At 45.7% G+C, this 17,915-nt stretch carries 8 protein-coding genes; 6 read left to right on the top strand and 2 right to left on the bottom strand.

Annotation, left to right across the window (positions count from 1 at the left end):
- Nucleotides 1–48: 48 nt before the first annotated feature.
- Both ACLIIY_RS28090 and ACLIIY_RS28085 read right to left on the bottom strand, forming a co-directional pair.
- Nucleotides 49–678 (bottom strand): response regulator, encoded by a 630-nt coding sequence (locus ACLIIY_RS28090; protein ID WP_005441035.1) that lies wholly within the window; start codon nucleotides 676–678, stop codon nucleotides 49–51.
- On the bottom strand, nucleotides 675–2,069 hold the full coding sequence (locus ACLIIY_RS28085; RefSeq protein ID WP_434528980.1) for a sensor histidine kinase: 1,395 nt from the start codon (nucleotides 2,067–2,069) through the stop codon (nucleotides 675–677). The genes ACLIIY_RS28090 and ACLIIY_RS28085 overlap by 4 nt, the downstream gene beginning before the upstream one ends.
- 369 nt (nucleotides 2,070–2,438) lie before the next feature.
- On the opposite strand from ACLIIY_RS28085, the gene pstS reads away from it, so the two are divergent.
- From pstS to ACLIIY_RS28055, 6 genes are all read left to right on the top strand, one after another.
- Complete coding sequence (gene pstS / locus ACLIIY_RS28080; protein ID WP_434528979.1) at nucleotides 2,439–3,473, top strand: phosphate ABC transporter substrate-binding protein PstS; 1,035 nt, start codon at nucleotides 2,439–2,441, stop codon at nucleotides 3,471–3,473.
- A 51-nt stretch (nucleotides 3,474–3,524) separates the two neighbouring features.
- A complete protein-coding gene (gene pstC, locus ACLIIY_RS28075) occupies nucleotides 3,525–4,454 on the top strand; it encodes a phosphate ABC transporter permease subunit PstC (RefSeq protein WP_005441028.1) in 930 nt (309 codons plus the stop codon).
- Complete coding sequence (gene pstA, locus ACLIIY_RS28070) at nucleotides 4,451–5,287, top strand: phosphate ABC transporter permease PstA (RefSeq protein ID WP_005441026.1); 837 nt, start codon at nucleotides 4,451–4,453, stop codon at nucleotides 5,285–5,287. Before pstC ends, pstA begins: the two co-directional genes overlap by 4 nt.
- On the top strand, nucleotides 5,284–6,144 hold the full coding sequence (gene pstB, locus ACLIIY_RS28065) for a phosphate ABC transporter ATP-binding protein PstB (RefSeq protein WP_172666185.1): 861 nt from the start codon (nucleotides 5,284–5,286) through the stop codon (nucleotides 6,142–6,144). The genes pstA and pstB overlap by 4 nt, the downstream gene beginning before the upstream one ends.
- 125 nt (nucleotides 6,145–6,269) lie before the next feature.
- Entirely contained in the window at nucleotides 6,270–6,995 is a 726-nt protein-coding gene (locus ACLIIY_RS28060) for an SDR family NAD(P)-dependent oxidoreductase (RefSeq protein WP_434528978.1), read from the top strand.
- Nucleotides 6,996–7,436: 441 nt separating this feature from the next.
- Nucleotides 7,437–17,903: a hypothetical protein gene (locus ACLIIY_RS28055; protein WP_434529534.1), complete on the top strand. Its 10,467-nt coding sequence runs from the start codon at nucleotides 7,437–7,439 to the stop codon at nucleotides 17,901–17,903.
- Nucleotides 17,904–17,915 lie beyond the last annotated feature (12 nt).

The raw sequence follows: 17,915 nt of genomic DNA, 5'->3' as shown, positions 1-17,915 counted from the left end.
TTAAGAAGCCGACATTCAGTCGGCTTTTTTATGCATTTTAAAGGTGTGTTAAAGCATGCTGGAGTGAACCTGTTGCCCTTGCTCTGTCAGCGAGTAAATTCGCCCATCTTCTTTAATAACCAAACCGCTGTTGACCAGTTGTTTTAGGTGGAAGTTGAACTTGGTGTGGTCCTCAATACCAACCACACGGCAGAGGTCCATGAACTTCATTTTTCGATGGATCTTGAGTTGCTTTATCACTGAACGACGAATTGGGTTGGAGAGCGCACTAAAAATCTGGTCATGCTTTCTTTCATCAAGCGGTGACTTTGGTGACCGCTCTGCGTGGACACGCTTTAACGTGACAGACAATGCAGCAAGGTTGAACGGCTTAGTAAGAAATTCATCAGCACCCTTCTTCATCGCATCGACGGCGACATCAACAGTGGCAAAAGCGGTGGTGATGATGATGCCAATGTTTGGATGTAGGCGTCTTAGGGCTGAAAGGGCTTCAATCCCTGTCATTCCGGTCATCACAACATCAAACAAAGCTAAGTCAAAATGTTGCTCGCTGGCAATATCCAGCGCGTCTTCAGCGTTATCACAGGCGACAACTTCAAACGATTCCAAGGTTAATGCCTCAATGAGGACCTCTCGCAATTCAACATCGTCTTCTGCAAGTAAGAGTTTTAGTGTCATTCAATATTCCTTGGTAAGCGGATTTCAACTGTTAAGCCAGTAATGTGGTCACTCTTCTTCGAGTTCCTCAAGTTTAGCTCGCCACCGTGTTGTAAGATAATTTGATTACTGATTGCCAATCCCATACCTGTGCCTTCACCCCTTGGTTTTGTGGTGTAGAAAGGTGTTTTTGCTTTGGCAATTTTGTCTAGTGGCATGCCAGTTCCCCAGTCGGAAATGGAGAGAATCGCCACCAGTTTGTCTTGATATGTTTCTATGTAGAGCTGCTTGTGTTCTTGGCTAGCGTCAATCGCGTTGCCGATGATATTGGTCACCACTTCTTCTAGTTGGCCTGCATCACCTAAGACATTAAGCGTGTCATCAAGGGAAGTACTTACAATGAAGCCCTCTAAGCGGTATTGGTTTAAGGAAAGTGCTTGGTCCACGATCTTTTTCAAAGAGACCACTTCGCGTTGGATTGGCTTATGGTGCGCGTAATTCAGCACTTCATGGCTGATCTCTGCAGCGCGTTCTAGACCGTGACGGATGCGGGCCAGATGTCTATGACTGGCCTCGTTGTCAGGTAAATGTTTCTCCAATAAATCACAACTCATTGTTGCGCTGGAAAGCGGCGTTTTGATTTCGTGAGCGACCGCGGAAGTCAGTTCACCAAGTTCTTTAAGTTTGGCATCTTGTTGAGAGAGTTGGATGTTACTTTCAAGTTGTTTGCTTTTTTCATCATCAAACACGCGCAGTGCAATCCATAAGGTGCATAAAATACAAATGGCACAAACCATTCTGACGCCAAGTACCCAAAGCCCTAAATCGGAGGTCAATACACCTGCAGCAATGCCATAAGCGATCAAAGCAAGACCGGTTAACTTAAATGGGAGTGATGCGCCATGGCCTTCTTTTTCTAGGATGTTCGCGTAGCTCATCATTGCTAACCCAGAGATGGCGCCAGCGCCTAAGCCGAAGATCCATCGGACTTGGTTTGCGGTGTTGTGAATGTAAATTGCGTACTCGTTACTTCCGAACCGAACGATTAAGCTGATAACAAACAAGGTAAGAATAGTGAGAGCACTATATTTGATGGCTTTAATGTACTTCCAGTCCGTGAGATCCAGCATCTTCCATGCAAAAGCGCCAAGCGCAATAAATGAGAACCAGAGCTTGAATACCTTAAAAGTTTCTATTCCCTTGGTGAGCGTGAACTCATGCTCATACATGACCAAGTAAAGTTCTGACCATTCGTGGAAACCGTGAATGAACCCAAATAACGCAAGAATAGGTAAAGCAGAAGCGATAGCGATCCGGCTTTTGCGTAAGTCTCGAAAAAGAATGGCAAAAAAGATGGCGAAGAAAGCTAAGCCATAGAAGAGGTAGATCTTAAAGATGAGTAACATGTCCATGGTTTGAGTCTAAATGACTCCGTACCCTTCATCAATATTTAATATTTGCAATCTTATTATGGTGCATTGCATACATATCCTTTTACATCTTCACTTACTTTATAAAAGTTGTGTGAAGTTTTCTTATCATAATTAATTTCGCCGAGATAATTGTTATTCACATTGTGCGCTTTAGTTTCGATGTTTAATAAAACTGTCATATTGAATTTCTAATCTGCACCCGTCGATTGGTGAGCACCGATTGATTGTTGGATTTATTTCAATACCTAGTTTTACTTGAACACTAAAACTAATCTGGGCTAATTAAATGTTGCTTTTTATTAGCCCAACTTAATCGCTAAATTATATCGGAGATATATTGTGAAATTCATGAAATCAGCTCTAGTGTCTTCAGTTCTGGTTGCAGCATCATTCGGCGTTGCTGCCAAAACAACGATCAATGGCGCTGGTGCGACATTCCCTCATCCTATTTATGCGAAGTGGGCTGAGCAGTACCAAAAGGAAACGGGCGTTCAGATTAACTACCAAGCGATCGGCTCTGGTGGCGGTATCCGTCAGATAACAGCAAACACAGTAGACTTTGGTGCGACAGATGCGCCGTTGACTATTGAAGAGTTGAACAAAGAGGGCATGATTCAGTTCCCAATGGTGATGGGTGCAATTGTTCCTGTAGTAAACATCCCTGGCATTGATGCTGGTGAAGTTAAGCTAACAGGCAAAGTGCTGGCTGATATCTACCTAGGCAACATCAAGAATTGGAATGATCCGGCGATTGCAGCGCTAAACGAAGGCGTGAAGTTACCAAATCAACCTATCTACGTAGTGCACCGTTCGGACGGTTCTGGTACGACTTACAACTTTACTGATTACCTAGACCGCGTAAGCCCTGAATGGCATGAGTCTATTGGTGTTGGCAAAGATATCACATGGCCAAAGAAAGCAACAACAATTGGCGGTAACGGTAACGCAGGTGTCGCAAACTTCGTAAACCGTACTCGCGGTGCGATCGGTTATGTGGAATACGCATTTGCTAAGCAAAACGACCTTGCTTACACACAAATGCAATCTAAAGAAGGCAAATTCCTAAACCCAAGTATGGATACTTTCCAATCTGCTGCAGCTAACGCTGATTGGGAAAATGCACCAGGTTACCACCTGCTACTCAACGACCAGCCAGGGGCTGATTCTTGGCCAATGACGGCTGCTACATTCATCCTAATGCACACAGACCAATCGGATGCGAACAAAGCAAAAGAAATCGTGAAGTTCTTTGAGTGGAGCTATGAGCAAGGTGAGCTTGCGGAAGAGTTAGATTACATCCCAATGCCAAGCAAGGTAGTAAACATGGTTAACGAAACTTGGAAAAATGGTTTGAAATCAGACGGCCAAACGATTATTCAATAATTCATTAAGTTGTCTGGGGAGTATATTCTCCAGACAACTGAATAAAATATTATGACTACATTAGCTATTAAAAATAAAGTAAATGGTGATTCGGTTTTTAATAAATTGAGTTTCGCGAGTGCTTTATTAATTTTTGTGACCCTAATTGGTATTTTATTATCACTAATTGAAGGTGGATGGCCTGCTTTTAAAGAATTTGGCCCTGGCTTTGTATTTAGAGATATTTGGGATCCTATTAATGGTCAATTTGGTGCTGCCTCTGCAATTTACGGCACACTTGTTACTTCTTTCATCGCTATTGTTATTGCTGCACCTATCGCGTTAGGTACGGCAGTGTTCCTCGCTGAACTAGCACCTAAATGGCTAAGTCAGCCAGTGAGTAAAGCCATTGAGCTACTCGCTGCCGTACCAAGCATTATCTATGGTATGTGGGGATTGTTTGTCTTTGTTCCTTGGTTCTCAGAAGGGTTCCAAATGTGGGCAGGCATGCATTTAGTTGATATTCCTTTGATCGGTAGCTGGTTTAATGGGCCACCGATTGGTATCGGTTTGTTAGCGGCGGGCATTATCCTTTCATTTATGATTCTGCCAATCATGACGTCATTGACGCGTGACGCACTTAAATCGGTTCCTGATGTACTTCGTGAAGCGGCGTATGGAACAGGTGCGACACCATTTGAGGTGATCACCAAAGTTCTTATCCCAAAAGTGAAAAATGCAACGGTGAGTGCTGGCATCCTTGGCCTAGGGCGAGCACTTGGCGAAACAATGGCGGTGGCTTTTGTTATCGGTGGTGCGAGTCGTATTGAGTTCTCATTCTTTATGCCAGCAAGCTCAATATCATCGACGATTGCTCAGCAATTTAATGAAGCGACAGACCCAATTCATATCGCTTCACTTATTGGGCTTGGCGTTGTGCTCTTTATTATCACTTTCTTCGTGATGGGCTTTGCTCGACGTTTACTAAGGAAGTCATCATGAATACTAGAAAATTAAAGAACTTTAGTTTCTTAGCGTTTTGTTCTTTGTCAGCCGCATTCGGTGTCTTTGTACTCGCCAGTATTTTGTACACGCTTGTCGGTGAAGGTGTGAAGGGCTTGAGTTTGGCTACCTTCACCGAACTGACTCCTGGTCCTGGTAGCCAAGGTGGTTTGAAAAACGCACTAATTGGTAGCTTGATGCTGACTGGTTTGGGCATTTTAATCGCAGCACCGATTGGTGTTCTGGCTGGTACTTGGCTTGCTGAGGCAGACAAAGACAACAAGGTCGCTGAGTCTTTGCGCTTCCTTAACGGCATGCTAATGAGCGCACCATCGATTCTAGTTGGTCTGTTTGTTTATGCTTTGATTGTGGTTCCAACCGGTGGTTACTCGGGGTGGGCGGGGGCAATTGCACTCGCGGTCCTTGCATTGCCCGTGATTGTGGCATCAACGGAAGAGATGCTTCGTCTTGTTCCACCAACATTGAAAGAAGCGGGCAGTGGCGTAGGCGCACCTAAATGGCGTGTGATTACCCAACTAAGCTACCGAGCTGCAGCGCCGGGTATTATTACTGCGATTCTATTATCTATCGCACGTATCTCAGGCGAAACGGCACCTTTGTTGTTTACCGCGCTAAACAGCAGTTTTATGACCACGGACATGAGTAAACCGATGGCAAACCTGCCAGTAACGATTTACCAGTTTGCGATGAGTCCTTACACATCGTGGCAGGAGCTAGCATGGGCTGGCGCACTGATTATCACGACCTTTATTTTGATTGTTAACGTACTGGCGACTTCGTTGCCGCAGCTATTTAAAGCGAGAAGAGCATGAACACGGCAACTTTAAACGCAGTCACTACAAACAACATGAACGGACCTACTATGAGCACTTTGGTAGACAGCATTAATACCAACGATGTGACAGCAAATCTGACTCATCGTATGGATATTCAAAACTTAAATTTTTACTACAACAAAGGCGCAGATGCAGCACTGAAATCGGTATCCATGCCGATTTACAAAAACCGTGTGACGGCACTTATTGGCCCTTCGGGTTGTGGTAAATCCACGCTTCTTCGTACCTTGAACCGAATTTATGATTTGTACGGTCATCAGTATGCAGAAGGTGAAATCTTGTTGGATGGCGAAAGTATCTTTAACAACACCGATGTTAACGAGCTGCGATCTAAAGTCGGTATGGTCTTCCAAAAGCCGACACCATTCCCAATGTCGATTTACGAGAACATGGCGTTTGGTCTAAAAATCCAAGGTACGTTTAGCAAAGCAGAAATCAAAGATCGTGTTGAATCTGCATTAAAACGCGCGCATTTATGGGAAGAGGTGAAAGACAAACTGGATGCCGATGCAAATGGCTTATCTGGTGGTCAGCAGCAGCGTTTATGTATCGCACGCACGATTGCTCTAGAGCCAGAAGTAATCCTAATGGATGAGCCGACTTCAGCGCTTGACCCAATTGCGACTGCAGCGATTGAAACCTTGATTACTGAACTGCGCGAAAAATACACCATTGTTATCGTTACGCATAACATGCAGCAAGCGATGCGCATCTCTGATTACACCGGTTTTATGTACCTCGGTAAGTTAGAAGAATATGGCACGACCGATAAAATTTTCCATCGCCCAGATAATGATCGTACTAAGCGATACATCTCTGGTGATTTTGGATAACGAATAACAACAATAGCGGCTGTTGACTCAGCACCCTTTAGGCACGATTTTGCGAGAATCGTGCCTATTTTTTTATGCGTTTGGGCTCTAGAATTGAGGACATTAAAAACAATTAAGAACTCTGTATGTATAAAGATAAAGTGGTCGTGATTACTGGCGGTAGCCAAGGTATCGGTCAACACCTTGCTCTTGCCTACCTTGAGCAACAAGCAAAAGTTATCGTGCTAGACATTGCACCCAATAAGAATCCAGATATGGATTTTCACCTCGTTGATTTAGGGCGATCAGAGCAGATTGAACAAGCTTTTGATGAGATCCAAAGAAAGTACGGCAAAGTCGATGTTCTCATCAACAATGGTGCGATCGCCAACTTTAACAAACCCATTCAACAGCTGACTTTTGAAGAGTTTTCACGTGTGATTGACGTTAACCTCAAAGGCGCGTTTGCTTGTTCCCGACGATTTATCGCATTGAATCATACTCAGCCTTATGGACGAATCATCAACATTGCCTCTACGCGCTGGAATCAAAATGAATCTGGTTGGGATGCTTACGGCGCATCTAAAGGTGGTGTGGTCTCTATGACACAATCGATGGCCATTTCGTTGTCAGATACGCCAATTACCGTCAACGCGGTTAGCCCTGGCTGGATTCAGGTTGAAGGGTATGATGAGCTTGATAGTTTTGACCATCAGCAGCATCCATCAGGTCGAGTAGGGAAAGCCAAAGATATTGTTAATGCGTGTCTTTTTTTAACGCACCCAGAGAATGACTTCGTTAATGGCCATAACTTGGTCGTAGATGGTGGAATGAGTAAAAAAATGATTTATCAAGACAGCTTGCTAGATTAAGAAAAGCCCCATTTCTATCGACTAGGAATGCTCTGAAATAGCGCGTTCCTAGTCTTTCATGTCAACAAAAATTTCCCTTTCCGATTTTAAATTGATTGCTTATTGACCGATTTTATAAGTTTTTATCAACTAAAGAGTTATAAAATCATTGGTTCTGATTTGGCGAGTTGTAGCGATATATCAATGCTTTGAATGCTACCCCTCTTAAATCCTGCCTTACATATTGTTTTTCTTCATGGTCGTAATAGGCATTTAAAAAACTCTTCGCTCAAAAGATGCCGACTGTAATCACATTCGCTTCGCTAAACTTTTCTGCTGATTAATTCGCCTTAATTAATCTTAATTCTCCTTAACTAGCTGATTTGGGTAGTAGAAGTAAGCATGTCGAAAGATTTTAGTCGTTTGATTCGCACCCTAGGTGGTGCGTTTTTGTCGTTCCTAATGGTATTGATTGCTATGCCTGCGAAAGCGGATATAGCCGGGCTTGATGTCCAGTTGTCACCAGTAAGTGGCCAATACGATAACGGCAACCAGATTGAATACACGTTGACCTTAACCAACACCTCTGGTTCCACACTTTCTGGGTTAGAGGTCAATGATGAGATCATGAACATCATGACTTCCGGTGATTCCGGCGGTTCAGTGAATGCATTTGAAAGCGCAGAGATCTCCGCGTCCGCTTCTTTTCTATCTTCTGCTGGTGACTACGACAGAAATGGCAACCTTACTGCCACTGATGTTCGAATTCGCAATAACGGCACGGTTTCTTACACCATCAAAGCAACCGTTTCTGAGCAGGCGGCGGGCGATATTAACAACGTTGCCAATGTTCGCTCTGGTGCGCTTTCACGAGAAGACTCAAACACAACTACCCACCAGAGAGTGGTGTATGAACACAGCATCGATCTTTCTGCGTCGGTTGATAAATATGGCACAGGGCAGGCTCTGGTTTACACCCTAAAAGTATCGAACACAGGCTCTGCAAAAATCCAAGGTATGACTGTTACCGACCTTGTGGCCGATATTGAGGCCGAAGACATCAACGGTGCAATGATTTCAGCCTTTACGTCTGTCTCAAACAGTTCTTCTACTTCGGGTTCTGGGAGTAATGCGGGGACGTTCTCAACAAGCGGTAACTTGGATGCGAAGGATGTATCTATCGCCGTTGGTGGTTCGGTCACTTATACCATTCGAGGTCAAATTGATTCTACGTTGGTCGGCGACATCATCAATGACAGCGCTGAAGCAAAAACACGTGACGACAACCAATCAGCTGGTGGTATCACAACGCCGCCAAAAGACGCTGATGTCACACTCTCGCACTCGCTAAACAAAACGGACGATTATCTCGTTAGCGAAGATTTCTCCTACACCATCACAGTGCGTAACGCTTCAGGTGCAGGTATCGCTCACAACTACACTGTTCAGCAGTTGATGGACTCGTTGAAGTCAGATCTAGGTAACGACATCAGCAATGACAAAAATGCCGATGACACAACGGGTAACCCGTACTCGACTTGGACCAATGAAGTGACATCGATTGGCTCGAACAGCCTTTCTGAGCTACAAGCATCGGGCAAGCAAACCGACAAATCACTCGACGATAAAGTGTCTATCTACCCTGGCGAAGAGATCGTTTATTCCATTGTGGTGCATGCAAGTCCCGTTTCTATCGGTAAGATCCCTCAGCTGGAGGCGAAAGTTCTTAACGACGAAGGCGGCGCTGATTCAGCTGGCGTGCTTGCAAACACGCTAAACACGGAAGATGTTCTCGATTCATCATCGAGCCAAATTAAACGAAACAAGCGAACTAAAGACACGACGTATGTGCCAGGTGTTTCTGGTGAGAATGAAGTGGTTTACGACATCGAAATCTCGAACGCGGATTCGAAATACTTTGCCAATGATGTCATCGTGCTAGACAAGTTTGCGTGTAACGTTACTGAGCAAGTTGATGGTTCGTCTGGATCTGCTTTTTCTGAATGGAAACTTGAAATTGCGGATAGCCGTGGCGAAGGCTCTAACTACGGCTCTTTTAACTATGGCGCTTGGACCACCGACGACATTGACCTAAAAGTCGATTTGGCTCCTGAAGGTTATGTTCGTTACAAGTTGACGGCAAGAGTGGCGGACGACAGTGTAGGTCAGATTGTTGATGATGGCACAGATGCGGGACTTTGTTTGGGGGACAACCTAGGCGAAATCGGCTCTGGTGTGCAAATGCCAAACTCAAACTTAAAAGTTCAAAAAGAAGTAGACTCTCGTTACTACTCGTCAGGTAGCACCCTAAACTACACCATCACAGTAGAAAACAGCGGTGAAGGATACGCGATCGACGTTCCTGTTTATGATGATCTGGCTTCTGTAACCACAACTTCTATCAACGGAACATCAACCAAAGCTTACGTAAGTTGGGTGGTAACGGCGACCTCTTATGATGAGGATGGCAATGTTTCCACAAACAGTAAGCCGGGTTTCACGGGCGAAATTGCTGGTAATCAGAGCAATAAGAACATCTTAGATGTAAATGCGACGGTTGCCCCTAAAGAAACCATTATTTATTCGATTGCTGCAGTAGTTAACCCAATTGCGGATGATGAAATCCGAAACGAAGTTGAAGTGGATGGCAAGCTTTATTCGGATCGAGGCTCTTACCCTCGTGATTACTACCTAGTGCTGGATAAGCGCGTAGATGGGAATGATGAAGAAAGCTGGTACACCAATACGACCAATGAAGTGACTTACACCATCAGTGTGACTAACCCTGAAGGCAATGGTTTTGCTTCTAATATCGAAATTAAAGATGACATCAGCACCATTGAGGCAGAACTGCTGGAGCCTGCTGGTGCGATGAAGAAAGTCTTCACCTCGTGGACTATTTCAGCAGACATTGAGGCAGATTCGCCTTGGTTAAAAGTCGCCGCTGACGCAGGAGACTTTTCTGATAACAGCGATCTTGATGTTATCGCTCAAATCCCACCGGGTGTAACCATCACATATACCATTGTTGGTACTCTTGATCGCAGTGTTGATACTGAGATCCTGTGGGGCTCTTTCTCTAACACAGCAACCGTCAAGTCGACTGACGCAGAAGACAACATTAATCTAGCGGATTCAGTCACGACGCATCCAAACGAACCAAATCTTGTTGTGGCGAAAACCGCTCAAAACACCGATTTTATTGTTGGTGAGCGTGCAACGTTTGATATCTACATCTACAACCGTGGAGTGGGTTACGCCAATGATGCAACCGTTAAGGATGACATCGAAGCGCTGAACTTCTTCTCTAGTTGGGAAGTTATTGGTTCTACCAATACCGATGAGCCAGGTTCACGCTACGGGGATGTTTCAGACAACGAAAACATCGATACCGACGTCGATATCACTCCGGGAGGGTGGGTGCATTATGAAGTTTCCGGTATCGTCAAAAATGATTATCCACACGACCAAGTTTCTAACCGTGTTGATGTTTATGATCCATTAACGGATCGCGACCACAGTTCGTCTGCTCAAATCGACAACAAAGACAGCGCTTATGACATCAACGTTGCGTTGACTAAAACAACCAATGTTGTGCGTTACACCCCAGGTGAAGATCTCGAGTACACCATCGTGATCGGCAACAATGGTGATATTCCAGAAACGGATCTGATCTTGATTGACCGTCTGAGTGAAATTACAACTACGCTGGCGAATGACAAAGATGGTGAATCAGAGGATTTACTTGAGCAAAATCCGTTTGAACATTGGTCGTATTCAGTTGATGGTGGTGCCTACAGTACGCCTAATACCGACGATGTTGAGATCCCGCTTAACATTCCTGCGAACGATTTTATTACCGTTAAGATCAAAGCGTTGGTCAAAGACAACGCGGTTTCTAACGGAGTAGAAGCGGGTGAACAATATTTGATCCGCAACGAGGCATTGTTGATTCACAAAGATGATGCAGGTTGTACAACTTCATGTGAGTACTTAAAGCGTGCCGTTGCTGAAAACCATCAGGTTTACAACAATGGTGATGTTTTCCGTACCACTAACATCAACCGTTACTCTCCAGGTGATGAGCTGATCTATACCTTCAAGTACACCTCACAAGATGGTAAAGGCTACCGCAATAACGTTGATGTGAATGAATTGATTAATGGTATTTCAGTTCAATTGCAAGATGGCTCAACGGGCAACCCGTTCTATGATCCTACGACAAAGACTAATCAGTTCAGCGTAAGTGTAGAGAAAAGTGATCTTGCGAATGCGGGCACTACAGATGGTACAAAAGACGGTACGGTCGCTGACAACAATGACATTGTGACCACGATTGATATCGATGAAGGAGAAGATGTCACGTACACCGTGAAAGGGATGATTCGTCCCGATGCGGTGGGTGATATCAGCTATCGTGACACCATTGTTATTCCGAATGATTATCACCTGAATTTTGACAAAATCACTGATGAAACGGTTTACGAGCCGGGTAAAACAGTCACGTATCGTTTGATCATCGAGAATGATGGTAAAGCCAATGCCGATGACATTCCAATTGTCGATAATCTTGAGGATATCACGGTAGATCTCGTTGATGGCGGTACAGGTGATGCATACGTTACTTGGGACATTACTTCAAAGGCGACCGGTGATAATAAAGAGTACGTCGACGCAGGCGCAGGTGCTGGCAATGTATATACCTCCAGCGACAGTAATCTAGACGTATTGGCAGATATTCCAATGGGGGCAACCTTGGAGTATGAAGTGGTTGCGACTGTTAATGACAAAGCCAATGGCGACATTGTTAACCTGCTCACCGTTGATGGCGACAATATCTCGCATGAGATCAGACAAACTGTTCGTCAGATCGACTACGAGAAGAACATCCTTGCTTACTACGATGTGGATGGAAACAAGCTAACTGGTGCAACTCACTACATGCCAGGTGGCTACGTTGAGTATGAAATTCTGATCGAAAACGTTGCAGAAGCACACGTTGATGACATCAGTATTCGTGATGAAATTGATGAGATTACTACCGATTACTATGACGGTACTCGTGGACCTGCGTTTGACAGTTGGACAATTGAAGCCACTTCTGATGGTTCAGGAATCACCGATCCAGACGTAGACGGCTCAATTCAAGACAATCAGCCCATCAATACCCACTTTGATATTGCAGCCAAAGACTTCGGTGGTTTCTTAACTACGCCTTATGTTCGCTACGTGATTCTTGCGAAGATCAGTCCGAAAGCGGTGGGCTCATTTAGCAACCGTGCGTTTATTGATGAAGACGATGGTAACGAACTTATTGCGATTTCTCCTCCGTCTTCTATGGCCGATCCGGAAATCAGCTTCAATAAGAAAGCCTTCTCTGACGCTGGATTCAGTACAGAGAAAACGACTTACTCGCAAGCATCGGGTGAGAGTGAGGTCTACTACCGTATTCAGCTGAAAAACAACGGCTATGGCACCGAGTATGGCTCTCATCTAAAAGACACCATCTCTGCGATTCAAACCCGTATTGCGGAGGATAATTTGACGGCGGGTGGCGATCCGGTTGGGCAACCTTTTGTTGCTGGCTGGGAAGTAAGTCTAGTCAAAGACGCTGCAACGGACTCAATTACCGAAGCGGTAGATTTTGTCGATGGCAATAATATCGATATTGATAATGATATTGTTATCGCCCCTCAGGAATCATTGACGTTCACCGTCCATGGCACTATCCGCGAAGATGCACTGGGTGATATTAAAAACACCGCGAACTACGATGGCAAAAACCGCACGGCTACATTGCTGCCTTTGGCGAACAACATCAATGTGGAAAAACGCGTCGTGTCTATTAATGGTACACCTTTCACCTCGGGAGATACTTACATCCCTGGTGACGAAGTGGAGTACGAATTCGTGGTTACTAACCCAGAAAATGGGTGGGCAAACAATGTGCGTATTCAAGATACGGTGACCGATATTGGCGTTGAAGTTATTGGCGGTACAACCAAACCGGCGTATGCCTCTGGTGATATCAGTCATACGGTGAGTAATGGTATCGACGCGAACATTGATACCTATGTTCCGGGTTACAGCGTAGCCGGTAATCTCGATATCGAAGTGGATATTGCAGCTGGAGAAGCGCTGACCTTTAACCTGAAAGGTACAGTAAGAGACGACGCTCTGGGTGAGATTGAAGCGAACCGAGTGACCGCTGATGGTAAGTCGGATTCGTCGGAACCTATTCCACCTAAGCCTTCAGAAATCAACTACTTCAAGACGTTAGAGTATACCGATGGTGATTCCGCGACTTGTTCGGTTCCTTCTAGTGATGGCAGTGGCTGTACTTATGCACCTCGCGGTGATGTGGAATATCAAGTCACCCTAGAAAACACGGGCGACAGCATTGCTAATGACGTTCGTGTTATCGACGCCATTAACAATATTAAAACGGAAGATGGTGTAGATGCCTTCACTGAATGGAACACAGGTATTGCTGTTGAGCCTGCGGGAACCTACGACGTTCAAGGTAACTACAACGGCAACGTACCTTTGAATGCCACGGTAGACCTTCGCCCAGGTGAACACATCGTGTTTGACGTGAAGGGGACCGTTTCTGCTTCAGCAACGGGCTCGATTACCAATACGGCGCAAGTGAATGGCAATGACACGAATGACATTGTGCTTGAGGCGGGGCGTTCAAAAATCCTGATCGATAAGTGGACCGATACTCCAGAATATGTCCCAGGCGGCACTATCAACTACTACATCGATATTACCAATGATGATGTCGATTCCGGTTTGTTCTCACTGCGTGACATTATTAGTAGTTTTGAAGTCGAGACGGTTGATGGTTCAATGCAGACGGCGCTTAAAGAGTGGACGCTTGATTACGAAGTGCTGTTTAACTCTGCTCCAAGTGATCCAACGGCAAATGACTTCACTGCTCTGGATGTTTATGTTGGCGCCGTGAATCCAGATATCGATTTGCCATCAGAAGCGATCAAAATGGCTGGTCGTGATGACGCAGGCACTGGCGGCGGAGATAAGTACACCGTTCTCCGCATTCACGTGGAAGGCAAGGTTCGTGATGATGCGATTGGCCGATTCACCAACACTGCATACCTAAAACACGGTCTTGATGATTCTAAGATTGCTCGACTTGAACAAGGATACATCACGCCAAAACCGGGCCAATTGGAACTGACCAAAGAGACTACGCCGATTGCGGAGCCGGATGCGAAATACCAACCGGGTCAGCCTGTTGCGTACAAAATCACGTTAACTAACGTCGGTGAAGGTTACTTGGTCGACCAAGTGCTGGTGGATCGCATCGATACCATTATGACCGATGTGGCGAACAGTACCGACAAAGCACAGGCCTTTACGGGTAAGTGGGTGATCAGTGATGAAGTACTCGGTGGTAGTGGCGATCCTTTGCTGAACGCTCGTAAAAACGTGATCGATACCGATCAGGGTTACAGTGCGACTTACAGTATCCATCCTGGCGATAGTTACTCTTTCGTTGTGACGAATACCGTTAACGACAAGGCCAAAGGCAACATCACTAACCTAGTTAAAGTGGACAGTGATGGCACAGACTACACAGCGGAAGCGACGTATTTGCCTGAAGACGCACAAGTCACGTTGGCGAAAGAAGTCGACAAGCTTGAATACCTACCGGGTGATACGCTGACTTATACCGTGACGGTTAAGAACAACGGCTTAGGTTGGGCAGAAGCCGTTGAAATTGAAGACACATTGAAGTCGATTGAAACAACGCTTGCTGGTGGTACCACAGGAAAAGCGTTTGACCCAAGTTCAATTCAGATTTCAGCGGTTTCAACAACGGGTGAAACGCCAGTACCAGCACCTATAACAGGTGAAGATCTGAAAGAGACGCTGGATATCGCTCCTGAAGATACGATCGTTTATACCATTCAAGCGACAACTGTAGCCAATGCGACGGGTGACATCACTAATACCGCGAGTACAACGTTTGAAGGGAATACAACAGAAAAAAGCGCAATCAGTACACCGATCCTCGCGACGGTATCCATCGACAAATCGGTAGACACTCCAACTTATGAAGTGACGAAGCTGATCAACTATGACATTACCGTGAGTAACACATCATTGGCGTTTGCTTCTAGTGTTGAACTGAAAGACATCATCAGCGACATCGATGTTGACACCACCAGTGGTAATAAAGAATCGGCGTTTATGTTGTGGGAAGTGACATACGAAGCATCGGATGAACGTACGGTTGTGACACCAAAAACGTTCGAGCTGAGCGACGACATTAATGCAACCATGGATATTGCGCCTGAGAGTACCGTGACCTTCCGTGTGAAAGCACTGATCCGTACCACCGCGATTGGTGAGATCAGCAACACTGCAACCGTCACTTACAACGGTGTTTCTCAAGATTCAACGGCGATTATGCTGCCGATGGATTCCGATTTTGTTGCCACCAAAACAAACGTTCAAACCGAATACGAGCCTGGTGAAGAGTTGGAGTTCTTGATCACTATCGAGAACACCTCGAATAACTACATCACCGATTTGAGCGTAGTGGATGACATGTCTTCTATCCAAGTTGGTTATTACGATGGTACGACAGGTCCTGCGTTTGTCGATGGCTCAACATCGCTTGAGGTCGAATCACAAACCATAGGCAGTAATGTCGAATCAGTAAGTCCAACAGAATACAGCGTGGATATTGCACCAAAAGGTAAGGTGGTATTCCGCGCGAAAGGCACGGTTGTGGATTCAGCGACTGGGGCCATTGTAAACACCGCGCAAGTCGATGGTGGTGATGTGATCAGCCCACCCGTTCAGAGCGTGAGTGCGGTTGTGCAAGCTGAGCTTTACACCGACGCACCACATTACGTGCCGGGTGAAAAAGTGGAATATCACCTAGTGATTGAAAACATTGGACGCGGTATTGCGAAGAACGTTGCTATCTATACCCAGTTCAGTGAATCCATGGGTGATTACATCGATGGTTCTCGTGACAAAGCCTTTGATGATTGGACGTTAACGGCGGATTGGCAGGGTGCTGAAACTCAGCCGGGCGATTATGAAGACGATAAAGATCTGTTCACCATCGTTGATATTGCGCCGGGTGGTAAGATTGATTACACCTTCACGTTGACCGTCAATGAAGACATGCTGACCAACATTGATGTACTCGGTTACTACTTAGATCTGACGTGGAATCCGGCTGCAATGGCGCGCTCAAAAGGCATGATGCCGTCGCCAACCTCAGTGCAGGGTTCTGCAGACCAAGTCGCAGCGTTGGATTTACCACCGGTTCCTGCTGAGCTTGTGGTCGAGAAGCGTTCTGATAAGCCGGAATACACACCGGATGATGATTCCGTGACTTACTACTTAGCCGTGACGAACCAAGGTGATGGTAACGCAGCTAATGTTCGTCTGACCGATGAAATCAGTGAGTTGCAAAATGAAGCGGGCAACAAGGTCTTCACCGACTGGACGATTGAAGGTGTCGAAGTAGACGACAGCGGCAGCGTGATTGATCGCCACACCTTCCCAGCAAGTGAAGATTTGGACTTAACGGTCAACCTTAAGTCGAAAAAACGTAATGCGTTTGCCTTTGAAGTTGTGGGCACGCTAGGTAAAGGCTTGGATGACGACATCACCAACACCTTTACCGCGACAGAAACAGACGGTACACAAACCAGTGACAGCGTGACCACGCACATCAAGAAGATCCCAGATAACAGTGGTGAACTTCTGCTAACGAAAGCGGCGTTTCAAGACACCGCTCAAGTGGGCGATGCCGTGGAATACGAAGTCATTGTAGAAAACAACAACGAATCGTACTTCAAAAACGTCACCGTGGAAGACCGTTACCCGGGCGGCTTCAAGTACATCCTTGATACATCGGAAGTGGTGTTGAGTGGCCCAGATGGTGAGTTTGGTAATGAAGACGACCGAGTGTTGACGATTGAACCATCAGACACGGGCAAGCTGCTGTTTACCTCATTGAACTTCGACCCGGGCGAGAAGCTACGTATTCGTTATCTACTGCGAGTTTCCGTGGGCGCGACGTTTGGTGACTACATCAACACCGCGGTATCGAAAGTTGATGGTCTTGCGGTATCGAATGAAGACAGTGCCAAAGTAACCGTAGAGCCGGACAAGGTATTCGATACCTCATCCATCATCGGTAAGGTGTTTGAAGACCACAACAAAGACGGTTTCCAAGCAGACGCGACGGCATTTGATGTGGAATTGATTGCCAACTTGCCTACACAGGACTATATCGCTGGCTCTACAATCGTCGTCCGCGATGGGAAAGAGCTGTCGGTTGAGGATGAGCAAGACAATGGTCAAGTGATTTCAGCCGTGCAAGAAGGTGTTGAGTTGGGTGATCTTTGGGGCCACTCGATAAACCGCACCATCTCTGAAACAAAATCTGTCGCGATTCAATTCAAAACACGTACTCGTGAGAGCTTTGATTTTACCGTCACATCGGATGGTGGCTCACGCATCGAATTTGATGCGCAAGGCCAAATCAAGTTTGCTCATGAATCAGACAAAAAGAACGGCCTAAGTGCAGAGAATCTTAACGTCACAAGAAACCTCTATCGACATGGCGATGCCTACCTGTGGGAAATCGTGATTGAGAACAAAGGGGTTTATGAAGACGGGATACCTGGTGTCAAGCTGATGACGGTGGAAGGCATCGTCATTCATACAGACCAGTACGGACGCTACCACGTGCCCGACCAATGGGTGCTGAATAAGAAAGGGAAAAACTTCCTAGTGAAGTTAGACACTGACTCGTTACCGACTTCGATGGAAGTGGTGAGCGAAAACCCGAAAGTGTTGCGAATTACCCCGAATAAGCTCACGAAGTTTAACTTCAGTGTTCATCGCAAAGCGAAAGACACCGAGCAAGAGTAGTGAGTCATTGGA

This window comes from Vibrio sp. K4 (assembly GCF_051122595.1).
In the GTDB taxonomy this organism is placed as follows: domain Bacteria; phylum Pseudomonadota; class Gammaproteobacteria; order Enterobacterales; family Vibrionaceae; genus Vibrio; species Vibrio owensii.
Note: the sequence above shows the minus strand (reverse complement) of the source record. Positions and strands in the feature narration are given on the sequence as shown.